General features: G+C 60.8%; 19 protein-coding genes and 1 other RNA gene. 9 read left to right on the forward strand and 11 right to left on the reverse strand.

Going from position 1 to position 25,563, the window contains the following annotated elements; translation table 11 throughout:
- The first annotated feature begins 175 nt into the window (after positions 1-175).
- From ccoG to ACEN8E_RS20480, 8 genes are all read left to right on the forward strand, one after another.
- Positions 176-1,591, forward strand: coding sequence for a cytochrome c oxidase accessory protein CcoG (gene ccoG / locus ACEN8E_RS20445; RefSeq protein WP_495589627.1), 1,416 nt, complete (start codon positions 176-178; stop codon positions 1,589-1,591).
- A gap of 11 nt (positions 1,592-1,602) precedes the next feature.
- The gene (locus tag ACEN8E_RS20450) at positions 1,603-2,142 is read left to right on the forward strand and encodes a FixH family protein (protein ID WP_495589628.1); all 540 of its coding nucleotides are present in this window, start codon (positions 1,603-1,605) and stop codon (positions 2,140-2,142) included.
- 119 nt (positions 2,143-2,261) lie between these two features.
- Positions 2,262-4,712, forward strand: coding sequence for a heavy metal translocating P-type ATPase (locus ACEN8E_RS20455; protein ID WP_495589629.1), 2,451 nt, complete (start codon positions 2,262-2,264; stop codon positions 4,710-4,712).
- Positions 4,713-4,734: 22 nt separating this feature from the next.
- Complete coding sequence (gene ccoS / locus ACEN8E_RS20460; RefSeq protein ID WP_007971444.1) at positions 4,735-4,953, forward strand: cbb3-type cytochrome oxidase assembly protein CcoS; 219 nt, start codon at positions 4,735-4,737, stop codon at positions 4,951-4,953.
- The gene (locus ACEN8E_RS20465; protein ID WP_495589630.1) at positions 4,946-5,629 is read left to right on the forward strand and encodes a sulfite exporter TauE/SafE family protein; all 684 of its coding nucleotides are present in this window, start codon (positions 4,946-4,948) and stop codon (positions 5,627-5,629) included. The genes ccoS and ACEN8E_RS20465 overlap by 8 nt, the downstream gene beginning before the upstream one ends.
- Positions 5,630-5,820: 191 nt before the next feature.
- Positions 5,821-7,203, forward strand: coding sequence for an oxygen-independent coproporphyrinogen III oxidase (hemN, locus tag ACEN8E_RS20470; RefSeq protein WP_495593363.1), 1,383 nt, complete (start codon positions 5,821-5,823; stop codon positions 7,201-7,203).
- Between the two features lie 90 nt (positions 7,204-7,293).
- On the forward strand, positions 7,294-8,028 hold the full coding sequence (gene fnr / locus ACEN8E_RS20475; RefSeq protein WP_007995802.1) for a fumarate/nitrate reduction transcriptional regulator Fnr: 735 nt from the start codon (positions 7,294-7,296) through the stop codon (positions 8,026-8,028).
- A gap of 80 nt (positions 8,029-8,108) precedes the next feature.
- Positions 8,109-8,657 (forward strand): adenine phosphoribosyltransferase, encoded by a 549-nt coding sequence (locus ACEN8E_RS20480; RefSeq protein ID WP_495589631.1) that lies wholly within the window; start codon positions 8,109-8,111, stop codon positions 8,655-8,657.
- A 129-nt stretch (positions 8,658-8,786) separates the two neighbouring features.
- Here ACEN8E_RS20480 and ACEN8E_RS20485 read toward each other — a convergent pair whose 3' ends face one another.
- The 5 genes from ACEN8E_RS20485 to dnaX form a co-directional block, all read right to left on the reverse strand.
- A complete protein-coding gene (locus ACEN8E_RS20485; protein ID WP_495589632.1) occupies positions 8,787-9,935 on the reverse strand; it encodes an acyl-CoA dehydrogenase family protein in 1,149 nt (382 codons plus the stop codon).
- Positions 9,936-10,126: 191 nt separating this feature from the next.
- Entirely contained in the window at positions 10,127-10,729 is a 603-nt protein-coding gene (recR, locus tag ACEN8E_RS20490) for a recombination mediator RecR (protein WP_057396224.1), read from the reverse strand.
- Between the two features lie 79 nt (positions 10,730-10,808).
- Entirely contained in the window at positions 10,809-11,843 is a 1,035-nt protein-coding gene (curA, locus tag ACEN8E_RS20495; RefSeq protein ID WP_495589633.1) for an NADPH-dependent curcumin/dihydrocurcumin reductase, read from the reverse strand.
- Positions 11,844-12,110: 267 nt separating this feature from the next.
- On the reverse strand, positions 12,111-12,449 hold the full coding sequence (locus ACEN8E_RS20500; protein ID WP_007985911.1) for a YbaB/EbfC family nucleoid-associated protein: 339 nt from the start codon (positions 12,447-12,449) through the stop codon (positions 12,111-12,113).
- 67 nt (positions 12,450-12,516) lie between these two features.
- Positions 12,517-14,598 carry a DNA polymerase III subunit gamma/tau gene (gene dnaX, locus ACEN8E_RS20505; RefSeq protein ID WP_495589634.1) on the reverse strand — a complete coding sequence of 694 codons (2,082 nt, stop codon included), beginning with the start codon at positions 14,596-14,598 and terminating at the stop codon, positions 12,517-12,519.
- 123 nt (positions 14,599-14,721) lie between these two features.
- Here dnaX and ACEN8E_RS20510 point away from each other — a divergent pair, with 123 nt between their 5' ends.
- A complete protein-coding gene (locus ACEN8E_RS20510) occupies positions 14,722-15,519 on the forward strand; it encodes a substrate-binding periplasmic protein (protein WP_495589635.1) in 798 nt (265 codons plus the stop codon).
- A 150-nt stretch (positions 15,520-15,669) separates the two neighbouring features.
- Here ACEN8E_RS20510 and ACEN8E_RS20515 read toward each other — a convergent pair whose 3' ends face one another.
- The 6 genes from ACEN8E_RS20515 to smc form a co-directional block, all read right to left on the reverse strand.
- Complete coding sequence (locus ACEN8E_RS20515; protein WP_495589636.1) at positions 15,670-16,290, reverse strand: methyltransferase family protein; 621 nt, start codon at positions 16,288-16,290, stop codon at positions 15,670-15,672.
- 676 nt (positions 16,291-16,966) lie between these two features.
- Positions 16,967-17,063, reverse strand: an RNA gene (gene ffs, locus ACEN8E_RS20520) — signal recognition particle sRNA small type.
- 111 nt (positions 17,064-17,174) lie between these two features.
- Entirely contained in the window at positions 17,175-18,341 is a 1,167-nt protein-coding gene (locus ACEN8E_RS20525) for a zinc-binding metallopeptidase family protein (protein WP_495589637.1), read from the reverse strand.
- Between the two features lie 171 nt (positions 18,342-18,512).
- On the reverse strand, positions 18,513-20,870 hold the full coding sequence (ligA, locus tag ACEN8E_RS20530) for an NAD-dependent DNA ligase LigA (protein ID WP_495589638.1): 2,358 nt from the start codon (positions 20,868-20,870) through the stop codon (positions 18,513-18,515).
- Between the two features lie 91 nt (positions 20,871-20,961).
- Positions 20,962-21,816: a cell division protein ZipA gene (zipA, locus tag ACEN8E_RS20535; RefSeq protein ID WP_495589639.1), complete on the reverse strand. Its 855-nt coding sequence runs from the start codon at positions 21,814-21,816 to the stop codon at positions 20,962-20,964.
- 258 nt (positions 21,817-22,074) lie between these two features.
- The gene (gene smc, locus ACEN8E_RS20540; protein ID WP_495589640.1) at positions 22,075-25,563 is read right to left on the reverse strand and encodes a chromosome segregation protein SMC; all 3,489 of its coding nucleotides are present in this window, start codon (positions 25,561-25,563) and stop codon (positions 22,075-22,077) included.

Here is a 25,563-nt window from a genome sequence, read left to right on the forward strand (position 1 = left end):
CCCAAGTCAATTGATTCAAGTCATTACACCATCAAATGATTTTGCCAAACGTGACCAAAGGTCGCACCCGCAGGCTAGAGCGACAGGCGTATCATTGAGCCACTGCAACACCCCTTTTTGACCGCGGTCGGCACGTACTGACCGGGGCATTTTTCCACTGCCGTGGGATGCAATGATGAGCAACCAGATTCCGGTACACGACATCACTCCACCCAACAAGAACGCGAACAACAGCGTCGACCTCTACGCCTCCAGAGAAAAAATCTACACCCGCGCCTTCACCGGCCTGTTCCGCAACCTGCGGATGACCGGCGGTGCCGTGTTGTTCCTGCTGTATTTCGGCACGGTATGGCTGAACTGGGGCGGCCATCAGGCGGTCTGGTGGAACCTGCCGGAGCGCAAGTTCTTCATTTTCGGCGCCACCTTCTGGCCCCAGGATTTCATCCTGCTGTCGGGCATGTTGATCATCGCCGCGTTCGGCCTGTTCTTCATCACGGTCTATGCAGGCCGGGTGTGGTGCGGCTACACCTGCCCGCAGAGCGTCTGGACCTGGATTTTCATGTGGTGCGAAAAGGTCACCGAAGGCGACCGCAACCAGCGCATCAAGCTCGACAAGGCGCCCATGAGCGCCAACAAGTTCCTGCGCAAATTCAGCAAGCACGTCATGTGGCTGCTGATCGGCTTCGTCACCGGCATGACCTTCGTCGGCTACTTCTCGCCGATTCGCGAATTGACCATCGACTTCTTTATCGGTGAAGCGGATGGCTGGTCGTACTTCTGGGTCGGTTTCTTCACCCTCGCCACCTACGGTAATGCCGGCTGGTTGCGCGAACAGGTGTGCATCTACATGTGCCCGTACGCGCGCTTCCAGAGCGTGATGTTCGACAAGGACACCCTGATCGTTTCCTACGACCCGCGCCGTGGCGAGTCCCGTGGCCCGCGCAAGAAAGGTATCGACTACAAGGCCCAGGGTCTGGGTGACTGCATCGACTGCACCATGTGCGTCCAGGTCTGCCCGACCGGCATCGACATCCGCGACGGCCTGCAAATCGAATGCATCGGTTGCGCCGCCTGCATCGATGCCTGCGACGCCATCATGGACAAGATGGAATACCCGCGCGGGCTGATCAGCTACACCACCGAACACAACCTGTCCGGGCAGAAAACCCATAAACTGCGCCCGCGCCTGATCGGCTATGCCGTGGTGCTGCTGGCGATGATCAGCTTGCTGGTGACCGCCTTCTTCATGCGCTCGCTGGTGGGTTTCGATGTCAGCAAGGACCGCGTGCTGTACCGCGAGAACGCCGAAGGCCGGATCGAAAACGTCTACAGCCTGAAAATCATGAACAAGGACCAGCGCGACCATACCTACTTGCTCGAAGCCTCTGGCCTGGCGGATCTCAAATTGCAGGGCCGGCGCGAGATCAAGGTGGCGGCCGGCGAGATCGTCAGCCAGCCTGCCGAGCTGTCCGTCGCACCGGAAAAACTGCCGTCGAGCACCAACGAGGTGAAGTTCATCCTCAAGGATGCCGATGACGACAGCGTCCACATTGAAGCCAAGAGCCGGTTCATCGGCCCACAAAATCGTTGAGAGAACTGAACATGCCCGCAGCAACCGCCGCAAGTCCCTGGTACAAGCACCTCTGGCCATGGATCATCATCGGGATCCTGGCCTGCTCGGTGACCCTGACCTTGTCCATGGTGACCATCGCGGTGAAGAATCCGGACAATCTGGTCAACGATAACTACTACGAGGCCGGCAAAGGCATCAACCGCTCCCTCGACCGTGAGCTGCTGGCCCAGACCCTGAAAATGCGCGCCAGCGTGCATCTCGATGACTTGACCGGCGAAGTTGACCTGCGCCTGAGCGGCGAGAGCCAGCCCAAGACCCTGGAGCTGAACCTGATCTCGCCGACCCAGCCGGAGAAGGATCGCAAGATCACCCTGAGCCGCAGCGAAACCGAACAGGGCCGTTACATTGGCCAGTTGAGCGACAAGATCGAAGGCCGGCGTTTTGTCGAATTGCTCGGTACTCAGGACGACCACATCTGGCGCATGTTCGAAGAGGAACTGGTCAGCCATGACAAGGATCTGCTGCTCGGTGATGAACCGTTGCAAGGTGCCGAAGACCTGAAGAAGTAAAAAAGCCTGCGCTTCGCGAGCAGGCTCGCTCCCACAGTGGATTTGTGTTGATACTCAGATCAATGTGGGAGCGAGCCTGCTCGCGAAGAGGCCCTCCCGAACGATGTAGACTCCACCTCATGACCACCCCACTCCCCTGCTACCACTGCGCCCTGCCTGTCCCGACCGGCAGCCGCTTCACCGCCGTCGTGCTCGGGGAGTCCCGCGAATTCTGCTGCCCGGGTTGCCAGGCCGTGGCCGAGGCCATTGTTGCCGGTGGCCTGGATAGCTATTACCAGCACCGCAGTGAAGCCTCGGCCAACCCCGAGGCACTGCCGGTGCAACTGGTGGACGAACTGGCGCTGTACGACCGCGCCGATGTGCAGCAGCCCTTTGTCCGCCACGATGGCGAACTCGCCGAAACCACACTGTTGATGGAAGGCATCAGTTGCGCCGCCTGTGGCTGGCTGATCGAAAAACACCTGCGCAGCTTGCCGGCCGTGGCCGAAGCGCGCCTGAACCTGTCCAACCATCGCCTGCACGTGCGCTGGACCGATGCGCAGTTACCGCTGAGCCAGGTCCTGGGCGAACTGCGCCAGATCGGTTACGCCGCACACCCGTATCAGGCCGACCGCGCCAGCGAACAACTGGCCAGCGAAAACCGCCTGGCCCTGCGCCAGCTCGGCGTGGCCGGATTACTGTGGTTCCAGGCGATGATGGCAACCATGGCCACCTGGCCTGAATTCAACATCGACCTCAGCCCGGAACTGCACACCATCCTGCGCTGGGTCGCCCTGTTCCTCACCACCCCGATCGTGTTCTACAGCTGCGCGCCGTTTTTCAAAGGCGCCATGCGCGACCTGCGTACCCGTCACCTGACCATGGACGTTTCCGTGTCGCTGGCCATCGGTAGCGCCTACATTGCCGGGATCTGGACGTCGATCACCGGGGTCGGCGAACTGTATTTCGATGCCGTCGGCATGTTTGCCCTGTTCCTGCTGGCCGGGCGTTATCTGGAACGGCGCGCCCGCGAGCGCACGGCCGCCGCCACCGCACAGCTGGTGAACCTGTTGCCCGCCTCGTGCCTGCGCTTGACCTCCGACGGCCAGAGCGAACGCATTCTGCTCAGTGAACTGCGTGTCGGCGACCGGGTGCTGGTTCATCCGGGGGCCATTCTCCCGGCTGACGGCAGGATCCTCGACGGTCAGTCGAGTGTCGACGAGTCGCTGCTGACCGGCGAATACCTGCCGCAACCACGCACCCTCGGCGATGCGGTCACCGCCGGCACCCTGAACGTCGAAGGCGCGCTGACCGTCGAGGTTCAGGCCCTGGGCCAGGACACTCGCCTCTCGGCCATCGTTCGCCTGCTCGATCGCGCCCAGGCCGAAAAGCCGCGACTGGCGGAAATCGCCGACCGCGCCGCGCAATGGTTCCTGCTGTTGTCGCTGATCGCAGCCGCTGCGATTGGTCTGCTGTGGTGGCAACTGGATGCCTCGCGAGCCTTCTGGATTGTGCTGGCGATGCTCGTGGCGACCTGCCCGTGTGCCCTGTCGCTGGCGACGCCGACCGCCCTCACCGCGGCCACCGGCACACTGCACAAACTCGGTCTGTTGCTGACCCGCGGCCACGTCCTGGAAGGCCTGAATCAGATCGACACGGTGATTTTCGACAAGACCGGGACCCTCACCGAAGGACGCCTGGCATTGCGCTCGATTCGCCCGCTCGGCGCGCTCGACAGCGATCGATGCCTGAGCCTCGCCGCTGCCCTGGAAAACCGCTCCGAACATCCGATCGCCCGTGCTTTCGGACGCGCGCCGATGGCCGCCGAAGAAGTCCACAGCATTCCGGGCCTTGGCCTGGAAGGCCTGGTCGAGGGGCGACGCCTGCGCATCGGTCAGCCGCGTTTCGTCTGCGCACTCAGTGGCGCCGGGGTGCCACCGATACCCGAGGAAGCCGGCCAGTGGCTGCTGCTCGGCGACAACCAGGGACCGCTGGCCTGGCTCGTCCTCGATGATCGCTTGCGTGCCGATGCGCCGGCATTGCTGGCCGCCTGCAAGGCACGTGGCTGGCGTACGCTGTTGTTGTCCGGCGACAGTTCGCCGATGGTCGCCAGCGTGGCGGCGCAACTCGGTATCGATGAAGCCCGCGGCGGTTTGCGCCCGGACGATAAACTGCAGGTCCTGCAACAACTGCACAAGGAAGGTCGCAAGGTGTTGATGCTCGGTGACGGGGTCAATGACGTGCCGGTACTGGCGGCTGCGGACATCAGCGTCGCCATGGGCTCGGCCACCGACCTGGCGAAAACCAGTGCCGATGCCGTGCTGCTGTCCAACCGCCTCGATGCGTTGGTGCAAGCCTTCAGCCTGGCGCGGCGCACCCGTCGGATCATTATCGAGAACCTGCTGTGGGCCGGGTTGTACAATGGCCTCATGTTGCCTTTCGCCGCACTCGGCTGGATCACTCCGGTATGGGCTGCGGTGGGCATGTCGATCAGTTCGTTGACCGTGGTGTTGAACGCGCTGCGCCTGACTCGGATGCCGAGCGCGCCCGCCCTCTCCGCCACGTCAGAAACCCGCCCGCTGCCGGCCTGAGCCGCGCGGGCATGGAGTCCAGATGCCAGCTCTTTACGTGATGATCCCCGCTGCGCTGCTGATCGTGGCCATCGCCGTCTATATCTTCTTCTGGGCGGTCGACAGCGGTCAGTACGACGACCTCGACGGCCCGGCCCACAGCATCCTGTTCGACGATCAGGACCCGAACCACACCGCCGCCGTCGATGAGGCCAGCGGCCAACCGGCCAAACCGCAAGACAAGGCCCCGCCCCATGCTTGAATTGGTGCCCCTGCTGGTGTCTGCGGTGATCCTCGGCTTGCTCGGCGGCGGCCATTGCCTGGGCATGTGCGGCGGCTTGATGGGCGCGCTGACCCTGGCGATTCCCAAGGAGCAACGCAGCCGCCGCTTTCGCCTGCTGCTGGCCTACAACCTGGGGCGGATTCTGAGTTACGCCTGCGCCGGACTGCTGATCGGCCTGGCTGGCTGGGCCGTGGCCAGCAGCCCGGCGGCGATGTTCCTGCGCATCCTCGCCGGGCTGCTGCTGGTCGCCATGGGCCTGTACCTGGCCGGCTGGTGGAGCGGCCTGACCCACATCGAAAGCCTCGGTCGAGGCTTGTGGCGGCACATCCAGCCAGTCGCCAACCGGTTGCTGCCGGTATCGAGCGTGCCGCGCGCGCTGCTGTTGGGTGCGCTATGGGGCTGGCTGCCGTGCGGCCTGGTCTACAGCACCCTGTTATGGTCGGCCAGTCAGGGCAACGCACTGGACAGTGCATTATTGATGCTCGCATTCGGGCTCGGCACCTGGCCGGTGCTACTGGCGACAGGCCTTGCCGCCGAGCGCATCACCGCGCTGTTGCGCAAACGCAGCGTGCGGATGGCTGGCGGCTTGTTGGTCATGCTGTTCGGCATCTGGACCTTGCCGGGGCCGCATCAGCATTGGTTGATGGGTCACTGATCGGCGGCGCGCCCATCGCGAGCAGGCTCGCTCCTACAATTGGAATGCGCTCCCCTGTAGGAGCGAGCCTGCTCGCGATGAGGCCCTCACAAACGGCAAAGATTCTGACCTTGATGCAAATCAAGATCCCCCGACCCGCCCTCGCATAAAGTGGCCGACACTGCCAGCCTATCCGGGGGAATGCCCGCATGATGCTCGACGCCATTCGTTGGGACACCGATCTGATCCGCCGTTATGACCTGGCGGGACCGCGCTACACCTCTTACCCGACTGCCGTGCAATTCAACAGTCAGGTCGGCACCTTTGACCTGTTTCACGCCCTGCGCGACAGCCGCAAGGCTCAACGTCCGTTGTCGCTGTACGTGCACGTGCCGTTCTGCGCGAACATTTGCTATTACTGCGCCTGCAACAAGGTCATCACCAAGGATCGCGGCCGGGCGCTGCCGTATTTGCAGCGCCTGGAACAGGAAATCCAGCTCATCGCCTGCCACCTCGACCCCACGCAGAAAGTCGAGCAACTACACTTCGGTGGCGGTACGCCGACCTTTCTCAGCCACGATGAACTGCGCCAATTGATGGCGCATCTGCGCAAACACTTCAATTTGCTGGACGACGACTCCGGCGACTACGGCATCGAGATAGACCCGCGCGAGGCCGACTGGTCAACCATGGGCCTGCTGCGCGAACTGGGCTTCAATCGGGTCAGCATCGGCCTGCAGGACCTTGACCCGGCGGTCCAGCGAGCGGTCAATCGCCTGCAAAGCCTGGAGGAAACCCGCGCGGTGATCGACGCCGCCCGCACCTTGCAGTTTCGCTCGATCAACATCGACCTGATCTACGGCCTGCCGCGCCAGACGCCGGAGAACTTCGCCCGCACCGTCGAAGAGGTCATCCGCCTGCAACCGGACAGGTTATCGGTGTTCAACTACGCCCACCTGCCGGAACGCTTCATGCCGCAGCGGCGCATCAACAGCGATGAACTGCCGACACCCGCGCAGAAACTGGAAATGTTGCAGCGCACCATTGAGCAACTGGTCGCCGCCGGCTACCGCTACATCGGCATGGACCACTTCGCCCTGCCCGACGATGAGCTGGCGATTGCCCAGGAAGAATCGACCCTGCAACGCAACTTCCAGGGCTACACCACCCATGGTCACTGCGACTTGATCGGCCTCGGCGTTTCGGCCATCAGCCAGATCGGCGACCTTTACTGCCAGAACAGCAGCGACCTGAACCACTATCAGAACGCCCTTGCATCAATGCAACTGGCCACCAGCCGCGGCCTGCTGTGCAATGCCGATGACCGGCTGCGGCGCGCGGTCATCCAGCAGTTGATCTGCAATTTCAGTCTCGAATTCGCTGACATCGAACAGGCCTTCAACATCGACTTTCAAGGCTACTTCGGCGAACTCTGGCCCCAACTGCAAGACATGGCCAAAGACGGGCTGATCGAGCTCGATCGCGACAGAATCACCATCCTGCCCGCCGGGCGACTGTTGGTGCGCGCAGTGTGCATGGTCTTCGACGCATACCTGGAACAACACAGCCGCCAGCGCTTTTCCCGTGTAGTCTAATTCTGCAAGCAAGCGCCCCGGACTGGCCTCGATATCCTATGGTGAGTTACCCTTACGTCTTATGTGTGAATTCCCACAAGGATTGAAGAAATGTCCGAGCCAGTAAAACTGCGCGCTCATAATCAAGCCCATTGCAAGGATTGCAGCCTGGCCCCTCTTTGCCTGCCACTTTCGCTGAATCTGGAAGACATGGATGCGCTGGACGAAATCGTCAAGCGCGGCCGACCGTTGAAAAAAGGCGAATTTCTGTTTCGCCAGGGCGATACCTTCGATTCTGTCTACGCAGTCCGTTCTGGCGCCCTCAAAACCTTCAGCCTGAGCGACACCGGTGAGGAACAACTGACCGGTTTCCACCTGCCCAGCGAACTGGTCGGCCTGTCGGGCATGGACACCGAAAAGCACCCGGTGTCGGCGCAAGCCCTGGAAACCACCTCGGTGTGTGAAATCCCCTTTGAACGCCTCGACGAACTGGCCCTGCAACTGCCGCAGTTGCGCCGTCAGCTGATGCGCGTGATGAGCCGCGAAATCCGCGACGATCAGCAGATGATGTTGCTGTTGTCGAAAAAGACCGCCGACGAACGCATCGCCACCTTCCTGGTCAACCTCTCGGCACGTTTTCGCGCCCGGGGCTTTTCCGCCAATCAGTTCCGACTGAGCATGTCGCGTAACGAAATCGGCAACTACCTGGGCCTGGCGGTAGAGACCGTGTCCCGCGTCTTTACGCGCTTCCAGCAAAACGAATTGATCGCGGCAGAAGGCAAGGAGATCCGGATTATCGACCCGATCCAGCTGTGTGCCCTGGCCGGTGGTTCACTGGAAAGCTGAATCAAACCATTGCGGCTGAGCGAAACGGTTCAGCCGCCGTTATACTGCGTCGTTTGCAGCCCTGCCAGGATTCTCCGACTATGGCCTTCGACTCCTTCGACATCAAATCCCTCATCCGCCCAGTCATCGACTTCCCGAAACCGGGTGTGATCTTTCGCGACATCACCCCGCTGTTCCAGTCGCCCACGGCCCTGCGTCTGGTGATGGACAGCTTCGCTCACCGTTACGTCGAGGCCGACTTCACCCATATCGGCGCGATGGACGCCCGTGGTTTCCTGATCGGTTCGGTACTGGCCTATCAGTTGAACAAGCCGCTGGTGCTGTTCCGCAAGCAAGGCAAGCTGCCGGCTGACGTGCTGGCCGAGGCCTATGCGACCGAATACGGCGAAGCCTTCCTGGAAGTGCACGCCGACAGCCTGTGCGAGGGCGATTCGGTGGTGATGTTCGATGACCTGATCGCAACCGGCGGCACCCTGATTGCCGCCGCAAACCTGATCCGCCGCATGGGTGCCCGGGTGCATGAAGCGGCGGCGATTATCGATCTGCCTGAATTGGGTGGTTCGCAGCGCCTGGAAGACATGGGCATTCCTACGTTCTGCCTGACGCAGTTTGCGCTGACCGACAAGTAAGCGGCGTCTGGGCCGGCGCCATTCGCGAGCAGGCTCGCTCCCACATTGACCGCGTTCTGTCAGGCAGAATGCAATCCACTGTGGGAGCGAGCCTGCTCGCGAAGGCGTCAGCCGCTACACCGCAATATCTCAAAGCCCCATCTGCTTGCCGATGATCTCGTTCATCACTTCCCGCGTCCCGCCGCCAATCGACAGGATCCGGTTGTCGCGGTACAGCCGCTCCACCAGACTCTCGCGCATGTAGCCCAGCCCACCGAGTATCTGCACCGCATCGGTGACGATCCGGTCTGCCGTATCGGTCGCAAAGTTCTTGGCCATGGAAATCTCCTTGATCACGCTCTGCCCCGCCGCCATTTTCGCGGCCTGGCGGTAAGTGAACTCCCGGGACACTTCCAGCCCGGTCGCCATTTCGGCGAGACGATGTTTGATCACCTGAAACTTGCCAATCGATTTGCCAAAGGCTTCACGCTGGCGCGCCCACTTCAGGCTCTCCTCCAGGGCAAGCTGTGCGGTCATGTTGGCCATCAACGCCAGGGCCAGGCGTTCACTCTGGAAATTGCCCATGATGCAGGCAAAGCCCATGTTCTCAGCGCCGATCAGATTTCCCACAGGCACCCGGCAATCATCGAAGAACAGTTCAGCCGTGTCCGACGCCCACCAGCCCATTTTCTTCAGTTGCCGCCCTACGGTGAAACCGGGGGTGCCTTTCTCGATCAGTAACAGGCTGATGCCGGCGAAACCTGGCTCGCCCGTGCGTACCGCGACGGTATGGAAATCCGCGCGCACGCCGCTGGTAATAAAGGTCTTGCTGCCACTGACCCGGTAACAATCACCCTCTCGCACGGCGCGGGTTTGCAGGTTGGCGACGTCGGAGCCGCCACCGGGCTCGGTGATCGCCAGGGCGCTGATCTTTTCTCCCGATAGTACCTGCGGCAGTACACGATCTCGCACTTCAGGCCGGGCCCACTTGAGAACGGGCGGCAAGCCGATATCCAGCGAGCCCAGGCCGGCAACCAGGCCGCCTGAGCCGCAGCGCATCAACTCTTCACTGGCGGCAACCTTGGCGAACAGATCCCCTTCGTGGCTGCCTCCGTAAACCTCCGGGTAGCCGATGCCGAGAATCCCCGCCGCGCCGGCCTTGAGGTAGAGCTCGCGAGGAAAGCTTTCGGCTTCTTCCCACTGCTCGATATCAGGAAGAATCTCGCGCTCGACGAAACGTCTGACGCTGTCACGGACCAATTGGTGGCTGGGGTCGAAGTATTCCTGAAAGGCAGGCATCGGCGAGCTCCACTGAAGGGGTCAGTGAAGTTAACCGAGCGCTTGCTTGGTTTTCAACAGGATTGTGTGAGTCAGTGAAACCGAGGTGCACCCTTCGCGAGCAGGCTCGCTCCCACAGGGGATCTGTGGTGTAAACAAATCCAATGTGGGAGCGAGCCTGCTCGCGATGGCGTCAGCCCGGACAACACAAATTACAGAGTAATCGGCTTACGCCCCGCAAACGAATGCGCCAGCGTGCCGCCATCGACCAGTTCCAGCTCACCACCGAGCGGTACGCCATGGGCGATACGCGAGGCGATCAGGCCTTTGCTGCTGAGCAATTGAGCGATGTAGTGCGCTGTGGCTTCACCTTCCACAGTCGGGTTGGTGGCCAGGATGACTTCGGTGAAAGTACCGGCCTCTTCGATCCGTGCCATCAATTGCGGAATGCCGATGGCTTCCGGCCCAAGGCCGTCGAGCGGCGACAGATGGCCCTTGAGCACGAAATAGCGCCCGCGGAAACCGGTCTGCTCGACTGCATAGACGTCCATCGGGCCTTCCACCACGCAGAGCAAGGTGTCGTCGCGACGGGTATCGGCGCATTGCGGGCACAGATCATCTTCCGTCAGCGTACGGCACAAGCGGCAGTGACCGACCCCTTCCATGGCCTGGCTCAGGGCCAGCGCCAGTCGTGAACCGCCGCTGCGGTCACGTTCGAGCAACTGCAACGCCATGCGCTGGGCGGTTTTCTGACCCACGCCTGGCAAAATTCGCAGGGCGTCGATCAGTTGGCGAATCAAAGGGCTGAAGCTCATGGTGGAAAAGTCCGACAAAACAACGAGACGCGGTTTATACCCGCGCCTCGGTTGAGCGTCAAATTGCAGCGTCAATAACTCAGTCCCGGGAAACCCGAACCACCAGTTTGCCGAAGTTGCGCCCTTCCAGCATGCCGATGAACGCGTCGGGCGCCTGCTCCAGGCCATCGACCACGTCTTCGCGGAATTTCACCTTGCCATCGCGCACCCAGGGCGCCATGGCACTGAGGAATTCCGGCTGGCGATCACCATAGTCATCGAACACGATGAAGCCCTGGACGCGCACCCGCTTGGTCAACAGGGTGCGCTGCAACAGTGGCAGGCGATCCGGCCCGCTCGGCGCTTCATAGGCGTTATAGGAGGCAATCAGGCCGCAGAGTGGAATCCGCGCCTTGGGATTGAGCAAGGGCACCACGGCGTCGAACACTTTGCCGCCGACGTTCTCATAATAGATGTCGATACCCTTGGGACAAGCCTGTGCCAGCTCGTCAGCAAAATCCGGGCTCCTGTGATCGATGCAGGCGTCGAAACCCAATTCGTCGACCACATAACGGCACTTTTGCGCGCCGCCGGCCACGCCGACCACACGCAGCCCTTTGATCTTCGCCACCTGGCCGACCACCGAGCCCACTGCGCCGGACGCCGCAGCAACCACCAGGGTCTCACCGGCCTTGGGCTGGCCGATGTCCATCAGGCCCATGTACGCGGTCATGCCCGGCATCCCCAGCACCCCAAGGGCCATCGACGCACTTGGCAATCCCGACGGCACCGGGATGATGCTGCGCCCGTCATTGATGCTGTGGCTTTGCCAACCGGTGGCACCGACCACCAGGTCACCTTCCTGAAACTTCGGATTGAGCGATCGCTCGACCCGGCTGACAGCGCCGCCGGTCATGACTTCGCCGATTTCCACCGGCGCAGCGTAGGAAGGTGCGTCACTCATGCGACCGCGCATGTAAGGATCCAGCGACAGGAAAACGGTCTTGAGCAGTACCTGACCGTCGGCCAGTTCCGGCAGCGCGACCCGCTCCATACGGAAGTTTTCCGGTGTTGGCGCGCCTATCGGGCGAGAAGCCAGGACAATGCGTTGATTGAGGGTCATGGGGTCGGACATGGCAGCGTCTCCTGTGATCGATGAGGTTCGGTGATATAGGGAGCAGACCTTTGTGTCGGCATGGCGTTCGATGTTTATTCAGCAAGATCGAGGCGACTTCATCGCGGGCAAGCCCGCTCCCACAGGGTATGTATTGCTCACAAAACCCATGGGAGCGGGCTTGCCCGCGATGACGGCATTCCAGACACTACATTTCCAATGCCGGAAACAAAAATGCCAGGCGCAATGCCTGGCATTTTTGTAGCTCATCTGCCGCCTGAAGGCGAATCAGAATGGCAGTTTCATGCCCGGCGGCAGCTGCATGCCGGCAGTCATGCTGCCCATTTTTTCCTGGCTGTTGGCTTCGATCTTGCGCACGGCGTCGTTGACGGCGGCGGCGACGACCGCTTCCAGCATTTCCTTGTCGTCTTCGCTCAGGCCTTCAACCAGGCTTGGGTCGATGGTGACGCTCTTGACGTCATGGCGACCGGTCATCACCACGGTGACCATATCGCCACCGGCCTTACCGGTGACTTCGGCGTTGGCCAGCTCTTCCTGCATCTTGGCCATTTTTTCCTGCATCTGCTGCGCCTGCTTCATCAGGCCGGCCATGCCACCTTTCATCATGGTAATCACCTCAAAAGTACTTGGATCAAAACAGCGCCCGGCCCATGCGGCCGAGCGCCTTCAGTTATTAGCCCTGAGTGACCAGGGCGTCGACAGGCTCAATAGTATCGTTACGGATCACCGCACCGAACTGCTGCATCATTTGCTGGATGAACGGATCACCGTGGATCGATTCCTCTGCCTCGCGCTGACGGTCGGCACGACGGCGTGAAGCCGCCTGGGCCGGGGTTTCCTGCTCGGGCTTGATCAGCTCGATGTTCAGGGTCAGCGTGCGCTGGTGATACTGGTTCAGCGCGTCGTTGAGGCGACGCTGCTGAGTGGCGTTGAACAAGGCACTGTGGGCCGGGTCCAGGTGCATCAGCCAATTGTCGCCATCCACCGCGATCAGCGTGCAGTTGGCGGCGATACTGCCGGTCATGCCGGAAATCGGCAATTTCGGGAACAGCTCCAGCCATTGCAGGGCCAGGCCGGTGGCCGGCATTGCCGCGGGCTCAGGCTCGGGTTCCGGAGCCGGGTCGGCGGCATGCTCGCTGGCCAGTTCGTCGAGGTAACTGTAGGCCGAATCCATGTCCGGTTCGATGTAATCCTCGTCCAGCGGCGGCTCGTCATCCAGGTCCATGCCCGGCGTCGCGGCATCGACGTCGGCCACCGAAGGTTCCGGGATCGGCGTGGCAGCCCACTCCGGGGCGTCCGGCACCACGCTGTCCGGCGTCGGCATCGGCATTGGCGGTAATTCAGGTTGTTCGCTGGCAGTTTCCAGTACAGGCTCTACCGCCGGTTGCTGAACGGGCGCGGGCTCGACCGGGTCATTCCACGGCAGGTCGACAACCTCTTCGGCCACCACCGCTTCAACCACAGGCACAGGCGCAGGCTCTGGCACAGCGACCGGCGCTACCGGTTCCGGTACAGGCACTGGAGCCGCCACTGGCGCGGCCGCTATCGGTGCAACGGCCGCAGCGACTACCGGCGCAACAACCGGCGCGGCAGCCACTGAATTTGCGGAATCAACTGTGGCCTGGCTGATCCCCACTGGCTTTAGCGGTTGCCTTGGGGCATCCGCGGTGTCTGCGGGCCGGAACGCCAGCATCCGCAGCAACACCATTTCAAAACCGCCCCGGGGATCCGGCGCCAGCGGCAAGTCGCGGCGGCCGATCAGGCCCATCTGGTAGTAGAACTGCACGTCTTCGGCCGGCAACGCCTGGGCCAATGCCAGCACGCGATCGCGGTCGCCATGACCGTTGTCGACGCCTTCCGGCAACGCCTGGGCGATGGCAACGCGGTGCAGCACATTGAGAATTTCCGAAAGCACGCCGTTCCAGTCCGGGCCCTGTTCGGCCAGGTGGCGGACGGCTTCGAGCAACGCCTTGGCATCGCCTTCGATCAGCGCATGCAGGACGTCGTAGACCTGCCCGTGATCGAGCGTCCCGAGCATCGCCCGCACGTCGGCGGCCAGGACCTTGCCTTCACCGAAGGCAATGGCCTGATCGGTCAGGCTCATGGCATCACGCATCGACCCGTCGGCGGCACGGCCCAGCAACCACAGCGCATCGTCTTCGAACGGCACATTCTCGGCACCCAGCACGTGGGTCAAGTGCTCGACAACACGTTCCGGCGTCATGTTCTTCAGGGAGAACTGCAAGCACCGCGACAGAATCGTTGCCGGAAGTTTCTGCGGATCAGTGGTCGCCAGGATGAACTTGACGTAGGGTGGCGGCTCCTCAAGGGTTTTGAGCAGCGCGTTGAACGAATGGCTGGAGAGCATGTGCACTTCGTCGATCAGGTAGACCTTGAAGCGTCCGCGGCTCGGGGCGTACTGCACGTTGTCGAGCAGTTCGCGGGTATCTTCGACCTTGGTGCGGCTCGCGGCGTCGATTTCGATCAGGTCGACAAAGCGGCCTTCGTCGATTTCGCGGCACACCGAGCACTCGCCACAGGGGGTCGAAGTGATACCTGTTTCACAGTTCAGGCATTTGGCAATGATCCGCGCGATGGTGGTCTTGCCGACCCCACGGGTACCGGTAAAGAGATAGGCATGGTGCAGCCGCTGGCTGTCCAAGGCATTGATCAGAGCCTTGAGCACATGGGTCTGGCCGACCATTTCGCGGAACGAGCGCGGACGCCATTTACGTGCAAGAACCTGATAACTCATCGAAAACCGTCGCAGCGAAGGAAGCAGAAGCGGCTAATGCTAGCGGAGCAAGGCACAAATTGCATCCGGTGCGCTCGTGTATTCTGGCTAAGCTGCACATCGGGGGCTTTTAACGGAGTGTTTATGAGGCTGGCCTTGGGGGCATTGCTGTTGATCAGCCTGGACGGCGTGGCCGCTCAAGCACCACTGCGCTTCGCGATAACCGACAGTTGGACCATGCCCATGGTGCAACTTGAACGGGGCAAACCGACCCAGGGCATCCTGTATGACGTGATGCTCAGTCTCGCGACCCAGGTCGGCGTACCGGCCGAATTCCATGTATTGCCTCGCGGGCGAGTGCAAAACGCCATGGACCAGGGCGAGATCGATGTCCGCTGTTATGTCGCGCAATCATGGCTGCCCCACCCGTCCGGTAACTACACCTGGAGCATTCCGCTCTTTACCCAGCCCGACCTGTTGATCGCCCGACATGCGCAGCCCGCCGCCGTGAACCCGGCGGATCTGCCACACCAGTCCGTCGGCACCGTGCTGAGCTACAGCTACCCGACCCTGCAACCGTTGTTCGACACTGATCAGTTGCATCGCGACGACGCACGCAACCAGGAACAGGTGCTGGAAAAACTCCTGGCCGGCCGCAACCGCTATGCCGTCAGCAATCAATGGAGCCTGGACTGGTTCAACCAGCGGCTGCTGCCCGAGCGACAGCTGCACAGCGTGGCGATGCTGCAGGAACAGAATGCCGGCTGCTACGTACGCAACGACCCGCAAGTGCCGGTGGAGCGCATTCTGCGCACCCTGGTGCAGATGAAGATGTCCGGGGAGATCGATGAGACTGTTCGGCTGTATATCGGTGGCGAGCCTGCAGTTATCGACAAATCGGAAACGACAAAAAACCGCCCCGGACAAAATCCTGGCAGCTAGCCAAAAGGTAATTCCAGCAAGATAACGCGAGAGAACACTCGTGTGGCGTTAAGGTGGTAACCCCACCAGCCACACCCCGGCACACAATGTCACCGCTGTGGCTGCACCTGACCCGACGACCCTGTAAGGGTGCCAGTCAGCACCCGCAAACTAAAATATGAATGGAACCAGCCGATAGCGAACAGCCTGCATATACTCTCGATACAATGGATCAAGAGAAAGATGCGCTTCCTCTCGAAATATTCGCAAAATCAGAAAACCGATTGTTACCACATAGATAATTACATTCGTCAGCGATGTATTTGCCAATACATAGCCCGTAAATATCAGACAATAACTGGCATAGATCGGGTGACGCACCACGCGATACATCCACGCAGTCTTGATAACCCGCTTTGCTGCAACGAGCGCAAAGCTGCGATTTAGAGAAACTACACTCAGCACCTGAATGATCGTCCCCACAGTTATCAGAAAACTTGTCCATGGGAGCACCCCCCAATCCTCCGGCCGGAACAATAGTGGGGCAAACGTCCCACCTATCGCTATCAACCAGTCGAGCGGAACGATCGAAACCGTCTTTGGTTCGCTTCGAAAAATGTACAAAGCTGCTGTCAACGTCTCGGAGAGACAGAACAAAAGCAGAGTCAGTTGATGCGTTTCCTGAAATCGAACCAAGTGAACATAAGCAAAAACAATCCATACCCCCGCCAGGAGAACTCCGCTATAAAATCCGACCCGTCTCGACTGCAATACTGCAGACAATGAATTCATGCCAGACACTCCCGCCCGAAAAGTAACCAAAATCCGTTTTGAGGTGCCTTGATCTGCCCCCCTTTCCCCACTGACATTTTCAACATTGCGACTGCGTCACCACTGATCATCTCAGCCTGGCTAGAAATCAGACTTCAAGTCTCCATTTTGCAAACACTCCAATAGCAAGACTGAAGTCCGCCCCTGCCTGACTCTGCGGCAAGACAAAACTCCGACGCTCTAACGATTTTCTGGCAAAACCCACGCGCGCCTTGATGCCTTGGAACTAATCTCCCTTACAACTTGTTAGAATTAAGCATTTATCCATAATAACAAATAGGATCAAATAGCAATCTACGCAAATATCGAATCATCATAACAACATGCTCAGCTATTCGATTTGTCTATGGCGTTGACCCGACAAGCCCAAAAAATCAGCAGGAAATTGCTCCCGATCGGACCAGGACGCATAGCCAATGGAGTGTGGGTGTTTGCCAATCCGGGGCAGCAGCGAGAAGGTGCGCAGAGATGCCACAGCAAAGAAATCGGGGAGCGCTGCAAGGTTTTGAAGAGTGCAAACGTAAAGCCTGCGCGTCTCGCATGACGCACCACTTCGGCGCGCCTGAACGCTGTCACACTTCTAGGTTTTTTTACTGACAAATCCTTGTAGACCCAAGGATTTAGAGATAGGTGGCGACCCCACCAGCCACACCCCGGCACACAATGTCACCGCTGCGGCTGCTCCCTTCCAGGCCTGACCGGGTTCACGGTTGATCGTTGCGGGGGGACCGATGGGGTCACCATAACGACGCTCACCTGTCGGCGAGCCGCGCCATTGTACCTATCTGAGGCGAAGTTACAACCGTTGGTTTCGGATTAAAAATATGAGGGGGTTCAAGCACTTGCTATTGCGCCTGCAGCACCTCGTCCGCCCTGCCGCCCTCTTGCTGAATCACCAGGTGGATAAAGTGCAGCCTGGCAATCACCGCCGGCGGCAGGACGAACGGATAGAAATCCGGCTGCCCCATGCTGCGTGACAGCTCATTGAGCATGCCCGCCAGCTCGATCCACGCGTTGACGAACGACAGAAACGCCGCACCACCGGGATGCTGCGGATCGTAGAGGGCTTGCGGCGGAAACGGCCGATAGTCGAAATCCATGTCCCGGGCGTTCATGCCAAAGCCCAACGCGGTATCCACGGCGTCCATCATGTGCAGGTAATGCGCCCAGGTTTCCGCCCAGTCTTCCCACGGGTGCATGGTCGCGTAGGCGCTGACGCAGTGCTGCTGCCAGTCGAGCGGCGCGCCTTGCTGATAATGTCGCTCGAGGGCTTCGGCATAGCTGGCGCGCTCATCGCCGAACAACCGGCGAAAAGGCTCCAGCCAATGGCTGCTGGCGATCAAGCGATCCCAGTAGTAATGCCCGACTTCGTGACGAAAATGCCCGAGCAGCGTGCGATAGGGTTCGTGCAAGTGCACCCGCACCTGCTCGCGGTGCGCGTCGTCGGCTTCCTTGATATCGAGGGTGATCAGGCCATTGGCGTGTCCGGTGGTGGGCGGCTTGCCTTCAAGGTCCACTCCGATGAAATCGAAGGCAAGGCCTGTCTCTTCGTCGACTGTCCTGGGAATCACCTGCAACCCCAGGCTGACCAGTTGCGCGACCAGACGCCGCTTGGCGGTTTCCACCTTGCGCCAGCGCTCGTGATTGGCGGCTATCGACAGATCGGGAATGGTGCGATTGAGACTGCAGGCAACGCACAAGACCTCGTGATCATTGGCAGGCAGCAACCAATTACAGGCCGCCGGAGAATCGAGGTTGGCACAACGTCGAAACAGGCCAGCCTCGGGATCGACATCAAGCAGCCAGGTGCCCGCCTGCTCCCCCGGCTGCAGCGAGGATAAACGGCCTTGCTCCGGCTGATAGCCCAACGCCGCCGAACACGCCAGGCACTGACTGTTGCGAAAGAACAGCGACTGCCCGCAACGACAGGGCCAGACCTTGCCGTTGCGCGAGTTGTCGCCCATGAACGGCGCGGCGATGCGCGAGCTGAGCTGTTCGAAGAAACGGTACATGGTGATCTCTCCCTAGGCTTGCCAAGACTAGATCACTCCCCAAGGAGGATCGTTCCCAGGTCGAACGCAACACCTGTAGGAGCGAGCCTGCTCGCGATGGAGTGCCAGTCGACATCAATGCGCCTGATCCACCATCGCGAGCAGGCTCGCTCCTACAGGTTGAATTGCTGCTCAATCTACCTTGCCGTATCCGCGCAATGTTTCGACAAACGCCTCTTCATCCAGCACCTTCAGGCCCAGCTCATTGGCCTTGGTCAACTTGGAGCCCGCGCCGGGCCCAGCCACTACGCAATGGGTCTTGGCCGACACGGAGCCGGCGACCTTGGCCCCCAGACTTTCGAGCTTGTCCTTGGCCACATCGCGGCTCATCAGCTCCAGGGAGCCCGTCAGCACCCAGGTCTGCCCGGCCAGTGGCAAGCCTTCGACGACCTTTTTCTCGCTCTGCCAGTGCATGCCGAAATCAAGCAGTTGCTTCTCGGCCGCTTCGGCCAATTGGCGATTTTCTTCGAGTGCAAAGAACTCGCGCACCGAATTGGCCTGTTTCTCCGGTAGCGCCTGACGCATGTCGAGCCAGTCAGCATCGATCACCGCCTGCAGCGAACCGAACTTGTCCGCCAGTTTCTGCGCCCCACCCGGCCCTACCGAAGGGATGTGCAATTTGTCGAGGAAACCGCCCAATGTCGTACTGGCGGCAAACTCGGCCCCCAACTCGCCCTGATCCTGAATCTGCAGGCCATGCTTGAGCAAATCGGCAATCACCTGCTGGTTATGCGCGTCCTCGAAGAAGCTGTGGATTTCGTACGCGACCTCCAGTCCGACGTCCGGCAAGTATGTCAGCACTTGTGGCAAGGCCTGCTGCACTCGCTCCAGCGAACCCAGAGAGCGCGCCAGCACCTTGGCCGTCTCCTCGCCGACATCGGGAATGCCGAGGGCGTAGATGAACCGCGCCAACCCCGGTTTCTTGCTGTTTTCGATAGCGCTGAGCAGGTTCTTGCTCGACAGCTCGGCAAAGCCTTCCAGATCGACGATCTGCTCGAACGTCAGGGCGTACAGGTCGGCCGGCGAACTCACCAGGCCTTCGTCCACCAGCTGCTCGACACTCTTCTCGCCCAGGCCTTCGATGTCCATGGCGCGCCGGGACACGAAGTGGATGATTGCCTGTTTGAGTTGCGCGCCGCAGGCCAGGCGGCCGACGCAGCGATACACCGCGCCTTCGCTGATCGTCTCGCGGCCTTTGCTGCGCTTGATCAATTGCGTGCGCTCGACATGGGAACCGCACACCGGGCACTGCTCGGGAATCTGCACCGGCCGGGTGTTTTCCGGACGACGCTCCATGACCACTTGCACCACTTGCGGAATCACGTCACCCGCACGACGGATGATCACCGTGTCACCGATCATCAGGCCCAGGCGCGCCACTTCATCCATGTTGTGCAGCGTGGCGTTGGCCACCGTTACACCCGCGACCTTGACCGGTTTCAGACGCGCCACCGGCGTCACCGCGCCGGTGCGGCCGACCTGGAATTCCACATCGAGCAGTTCGGTGAGCTCTTCCATCGCCGGGAATTTGTGGGCGATGGCCCAACGCGGCTCACGGGCGCGAAACCCCAGTTCGCGCTGGGCGGCAATGCTGTTGACCTTGAACACCACGCCGTCGATTTCATACGGCAGTGCGCTGCGCCGCTCACCGATGTCGCGGTAGTAATCCAGGCATTCGGCGATACCCTGCGCCAGTTTCAGCTCATGGCTGATCGGCATGCCCCAGGCCTTGAGTTGCTGCAGATTGCCAACATGCGTGTCGGCAATGTCCGCCGACACCTGGCCGATGCCATAGCAACAGAACTCCAACGGGCGATTGGCGGTGATCTTCGAATCCAGCTGGCGCAAACTGCCTGCTGCCGCGTTGCGCGGGTTGGCGAAGGTCTTGCCGCCGACTTCCAGTTGCGTGGCATTGAGCCGCTCGAAACCGGCCTTGGACATGAACACTTCGCCGCGCACTTCCAGGGTCGCCGGCCAGCCGGTACCGTGCAGCTTGAGCGGAATGTTGCGTACCGTGCGCACATTGACGCTGATGTCTTCACCAGTCGTGCCATCGCCGCGAGTCGCGCCGCGCACCAGGACGCCATCCTGATACAGCAGGCTGACGGCCAGGCCATCGAGCTTGGGTTCACAGCTGTATTCAACGGTGGCGCCGCCACCGAACAGGTCGCCCGCCGGCAAATCCAGGCCTTCGCTCACCCTGCGGTCGAACTCACGCATGTCGGTTTCCTCGAAGGCGTTGCCAAGGCTGAGCATCGGCACTTCGTGACGTACCTGGGTAAACGCCGACAGCGCCGCGCTGCCCACTCGCTGGGTGGGCGAGTCGCTGGTGATCAGTTCGGGATTGGCCGCTTCCAGCGCCTTGAGCTCGTTGAACAAGCGGTCGTATTCGGCGTCCGGAATGCTCGGCTCGTCGAGCACATGGTAGCGATAGTTGTGCTGATCCAGCTCAGCGCGCAGCTCTAAAATGCGGTTCTTGGCGGCGGTCATGGGTGTTCTCTCATAAAGCAAAAGAGCAGCCGAGGCTGCTCAATCTGTTTTGCCGATCATCCCGCGCACCGCGCAGGAATAACCATTTCAATCAACGTTTCTGGGTCAATGCGCGGCGTTCGAATTCCACGATGCGCTGACGGTAGTGCTCGATCGTCTGGGCGGTCAGTACGCTGCGCTGGTCGTCCTTCAGTTCGCCGTTGAGCTCCTGGGACAGTTTACGCGCCGCGGCCACCATCACGTCGAAGGCTTGCTTCGGATGGCGAGGGCCTGGCAGACCGAGGAAGAAGCTCACCGCCGGGGTGCTGAAATGGTCGATGTCGTCCAGGTCGAATACGCCCGGCTTGACGGCGTTGGCCATGGAGAACAGGACTTCACCGTTACCCGCCATGCTTTCGTGACGGTGGAAAATGTCCATTTCGCCGAAACGCAGGCCGCTTTCCAGAATGTTCTGCAACAGCGCCGGGCCCTTGAAGCCGGCAGGGTCGCGGCAGATCACGCTGATCACCAGCACTTCTTCGGCTTGCGGCTGATCCTTGTCGGCGATCGATGGCGAAGATTTGGTTTCGGCCGGGAAATCGTCGTCGCGGCTGCTGAAACTCGGGCCGCCGTCCAGATCCAGGCTGAGGTTCATGTCGCCCTGGGAAGGCTCGCTGTGGCTACGCTTGCCGCGCTTGGAACCCGACTCGCGAGGCTCTCGGGCCGGCATGCTCACCGACGGCAGGTCCTGCTCGTCCAGTTGCGGCTCTTTATGGGTGTCCAGCACTCGCGGCGGGCCCAGCAGTTCGGCGCTGCTGTCCTCGTCCGGCAGGTTGGACAGATTTCGATCAAGACGGAACTTCAGTTTTCCCTTGCCGCCGCGCATACGGCGCCAGCCATCGAAAAGAATACCGGCAATGACAATTATGCCGATGACGATCAGCCACTCGCGCAGACCGATTTCCATGTAATCCCGTGCCTCTATAAAAAATGCTGAAAAATAAGGGGTTTACAACCTGTAAACCGCTTTAAAACGTGGCGCCAACTCTATGTTCTGACAGGCGTTTTGCCCACGTATACGAAAAATTGACATTAAACTAGCACGACCAAAGGCAACTTTACACCGTCTACCACCTTGGCCAGTGCGAATATGTCGATTGGCCAGCAAGTCGAAGCGAGGAAAAGAGTCCTGCAAGCCATAAACACCCCTTCCTGCACCCACGACTCAGGCGTCCACCATCGCCATCGCCTCCTCGACATCCACGGCCACCAGACGTGAACAACCGGGTTCGTGCATCGTCACACCCATCAGTTGCTCGGCCATTTCCATGGCGATCTTGTTGTGGGTGATATAGATGAACTGCACTGTCTGTGACATCTCTTTTACCAATCGCGCGTAGCGTCCAACGTTAGCGTCATCCAGTGGCGCGTCAACCTCATCGAGCATGCAGAACGGCGCCGGGTTCAACTTGAAGATCGCAAAAACCAGGGCCAATGCGGTCAGGGCTTTTTCGCCACCGGAGAGCAAATGGATGGTGCTGTTCTTCTTCCCTGGCGGCTGCGCCATGATTGTTACCCCTGTATCGAGTAAATCTTCGCCCGTCAGTTCCAAATAAGCGCGCCCGCCCCCGAAAACTTTTGGGAAAAGCGCCTGTAAACCGCCATTGATCTGATCAAAGGTATCCTTGAAACGGTTGCGGGTTTCCTTGTCGATCTTGCGAATCACGTTCTCAAGGGTTTCAAGGGCTTCCACCAGATCGTCGTTCTGGGCATCCAGATAACGTTTACGCTCCGACTGTTGCTGGTACTCATCGATGGCCGCCAGGTTGATCGCGCCTAGGCGCTGAATTCTCGCGGCGATGCGCTCGAGTTCTTCCTCGGCGTCCTTCTCGCTGGCCTCGGCAGTCAATGTCGCGAGTACGCCGTGGAGATCGTAGCCGTCTTCCAGCAACTGGTCCTGCAAGGTCTTGCGGCGCACGGTCAGGGCTTGCCATTCCATGCGCTGGGTTTCGAGCTGACCGCGAATCAACTGGGATTGCTGTTCGGCCTGGCTGCGGCGCTTCTCGGCGTCGCGCAATTCGCGGTCGGCGTCTTCGAGGGCGATCTGCGCGGTCTTGAGTTCTTCGTCGACGGTCATGCGTTTGTCGAGCAACTCCTCGAGCTTCAAACGCAATTCTTCCAGTGGCGCTTCGCCCTCCTCCAGATTGAGACTCAGTTGCTCGCGCTTTTCGGTCAGCCGCTCGGACTGCATCTCCAGACGCTCCAGCGCCTGGCGCGTCGAATCATGCTGCGCCTTGAGCGAACCCAGGCGCACCGCCAACTGGTGGGCGTGATCCTTGTGTTGCCGCGCTTCCTGACGCACCCGGTCCAGGCGCTCACGCAAACTGTCGCGCTGCGCCAGCAACAGCTCACGCTGCTCGGTGTCCAGCGCCATGCTGTCGAGGGCTTCCTGCAATTGCAGGCGCGCCTCACCGATGTTTTCGTGCTCCAGAGCGCGCTGTTCGTCCAGCTCGGTGAGCTCTTCGTCGAGGCGGGTACGGCGCAGGGTCAACTGTTCGGCCTTGGCTTTACCGGCGGACAATTGAGCCTTCAATTCACCTTGCTGACGCGCTTCATCCTGCAGCAAGCGGCGCAAATGTTCGCGACCGTTTTCCTGCTGACGCTGTTGCGCCCTGAGATTCTGCAGTTGGGTTTCCAGGGTTTCGACTGCGGCTTCAAGTGTTTCGCGCTCAAGGCCCAGTTGCTGGATTTCCTGACCACGGGCGAGCACGCCGCTTTCCGCCTCGCTGGCCCGGCGCACTCGCAGAAAATGCCGACCGACCCAGTAACCGTCACGGCTGATCAGGCTCTGCCCGGCAGCCAGTTGCCCGCGCAAGGCCAAAGCCTGCTCAAGGCTGTCGATCGGTTTGACCTGCCCCAACCATGGCGACAGGTCGATTTGCGCCTCGACCTTGTCCAGCAAGCTGCCCGGCACTCGTACGCCATCGCTGGCCGGACTGAGCAAACGCAGATCGCCCTGGGCAAAGCCCGACAGATCGAAATCGTTGAAATCGTCCACCAGCACCGCCTGCAGGTCGGCACCGAGCACGGTTTCCACCGCCAGCTCCCAACCGGCTTCAACCTTCAGGCCTTCGGCCAGGCGCGGGCGATCCGCAAGATTTTGTTCGCGCAGCCACTCGGCCGTACCGGTGCCCGGATCGAGCGCGGCTTGCTGCAAGGCTTCGAGTGAAGCCAGCCGACCGTTGAGCCGCTGCAAATCGCCCTGGGCCTGTTGTTGCGCCGACAGCGCCTGCTGCAGCTCCTGACGCAACTGCTCAAGTTTTTCGACCTGCGCTTGTTCGCTGGTCTGCAAATCTTCAAGGGTCGCTTCGGATTCAGCGAGCTGCTCGCTGAGTTCCATGATCGCCGCGTCTTCCGGGTCCGCCGAAAGCAAGGCGCGCTCTTCACCAAGACGCTTGTGGCGATCGGCCAGGCGCTCAAGGCTGGTTTCCAGCTGCTGGATCCGCGATTGCTGCACTTCGGCCTGACGGCGCGGCTCGGCGGCGGTGAGGTTGAAGGTATCCCACTGCTCCTGCCAGCCATGCATGGTGGTTTCGGATTCTTCCAGCGCGGCAGCGGCCTCTTCGGCGGCGGCGCTGGTGACTTCCTGTTCCGGGGTGAGCATGTCCAGCTCTTCGCCGAGGGTCAGCAGCAGCGTGCGGTCATGGCCCAGGTGGGATTCGGTTTCCAGGCGTGCGCGCTCGGCCTCTTTCAGGTCGTCCTGCAATTGCCGCAGACGCTGCTGGCCGTGCTGGATGCTCTGCTCGACCCGGGCAATGTCACCACCGACCGAGTAGAAGCGCCCTTGCACCAGATTGAAGCGCTCCGACAGGTCGTGGTGCCCGTCACGCAGGCGCTCGATGCTCGCGTCGGCATTGCGTTGCTCGGCCACCAGGGCTTCGAAGGAAACTTCCTGATTACCGATGATCGCTTCACGCTGACCGACCTGATCGTTCAGCGCCTGCCAGCGCAGGGCCGACAGCTGGGCCTTGAGCTGGCGCTCCTCGCCCTTGAGTTCCTGGTACTTCTTGGCGGCCTCGGCCTGGCGGTGCAAACGTTCGAGCTGACGCTCAAGCTCCTCACGCAGGTCGGTGAGGCGCTCAAGGTTTTCGTGGGTGCGACGGATACGGTTTTCCGTCTCGCGCCGGCGCTCCTTGTACTTGGAGATGCCCGCGGCTTCTTCGATGAAGTTGCGCAGGTCTTCCGGCTTGGATTCGATCAGCTTGGAGATCATCCCCTGTTCGATGATCGAGTAGCTGCGCGGGCCAAGGCCGGTGCCGAGGAAGATGTCGGTAATGTCACGACGACGGCATTTGGTGCCGTTGAGGTAATAGGTGGTCTGGCTGTCGCGGGTCACCTTGCGGCGAATGGAAATTTCCGCGTAGGCGGCGTATTCACCGAGCAGTGTGCCGTCGGAGTTGTCGAACACCAGCTCGATGCTCGCCTGGCTCACCGGCTTGCGGCTGGTGGAGCCGTTGAAGATGACGTCGGTCATCGACTCGCCGCGCAGGTTTTTCGCCGAACTCTCGCCCATCACCCAGCGCACGGCGTCGATGATGTTCGACTTGCCGCAGCCATTGGGCCCGACCACTGCCGCCATGTTACTGGGAAAGTTCACCGTGGTCGGGTCGACGAAGGACTTGAACCCCGCCAGCTTGATGCACTTTAAACGCAC

The sequence above is a fragment of the Pseudomonas sp. Pseusp9 genome (assembly GCF_059491265.1).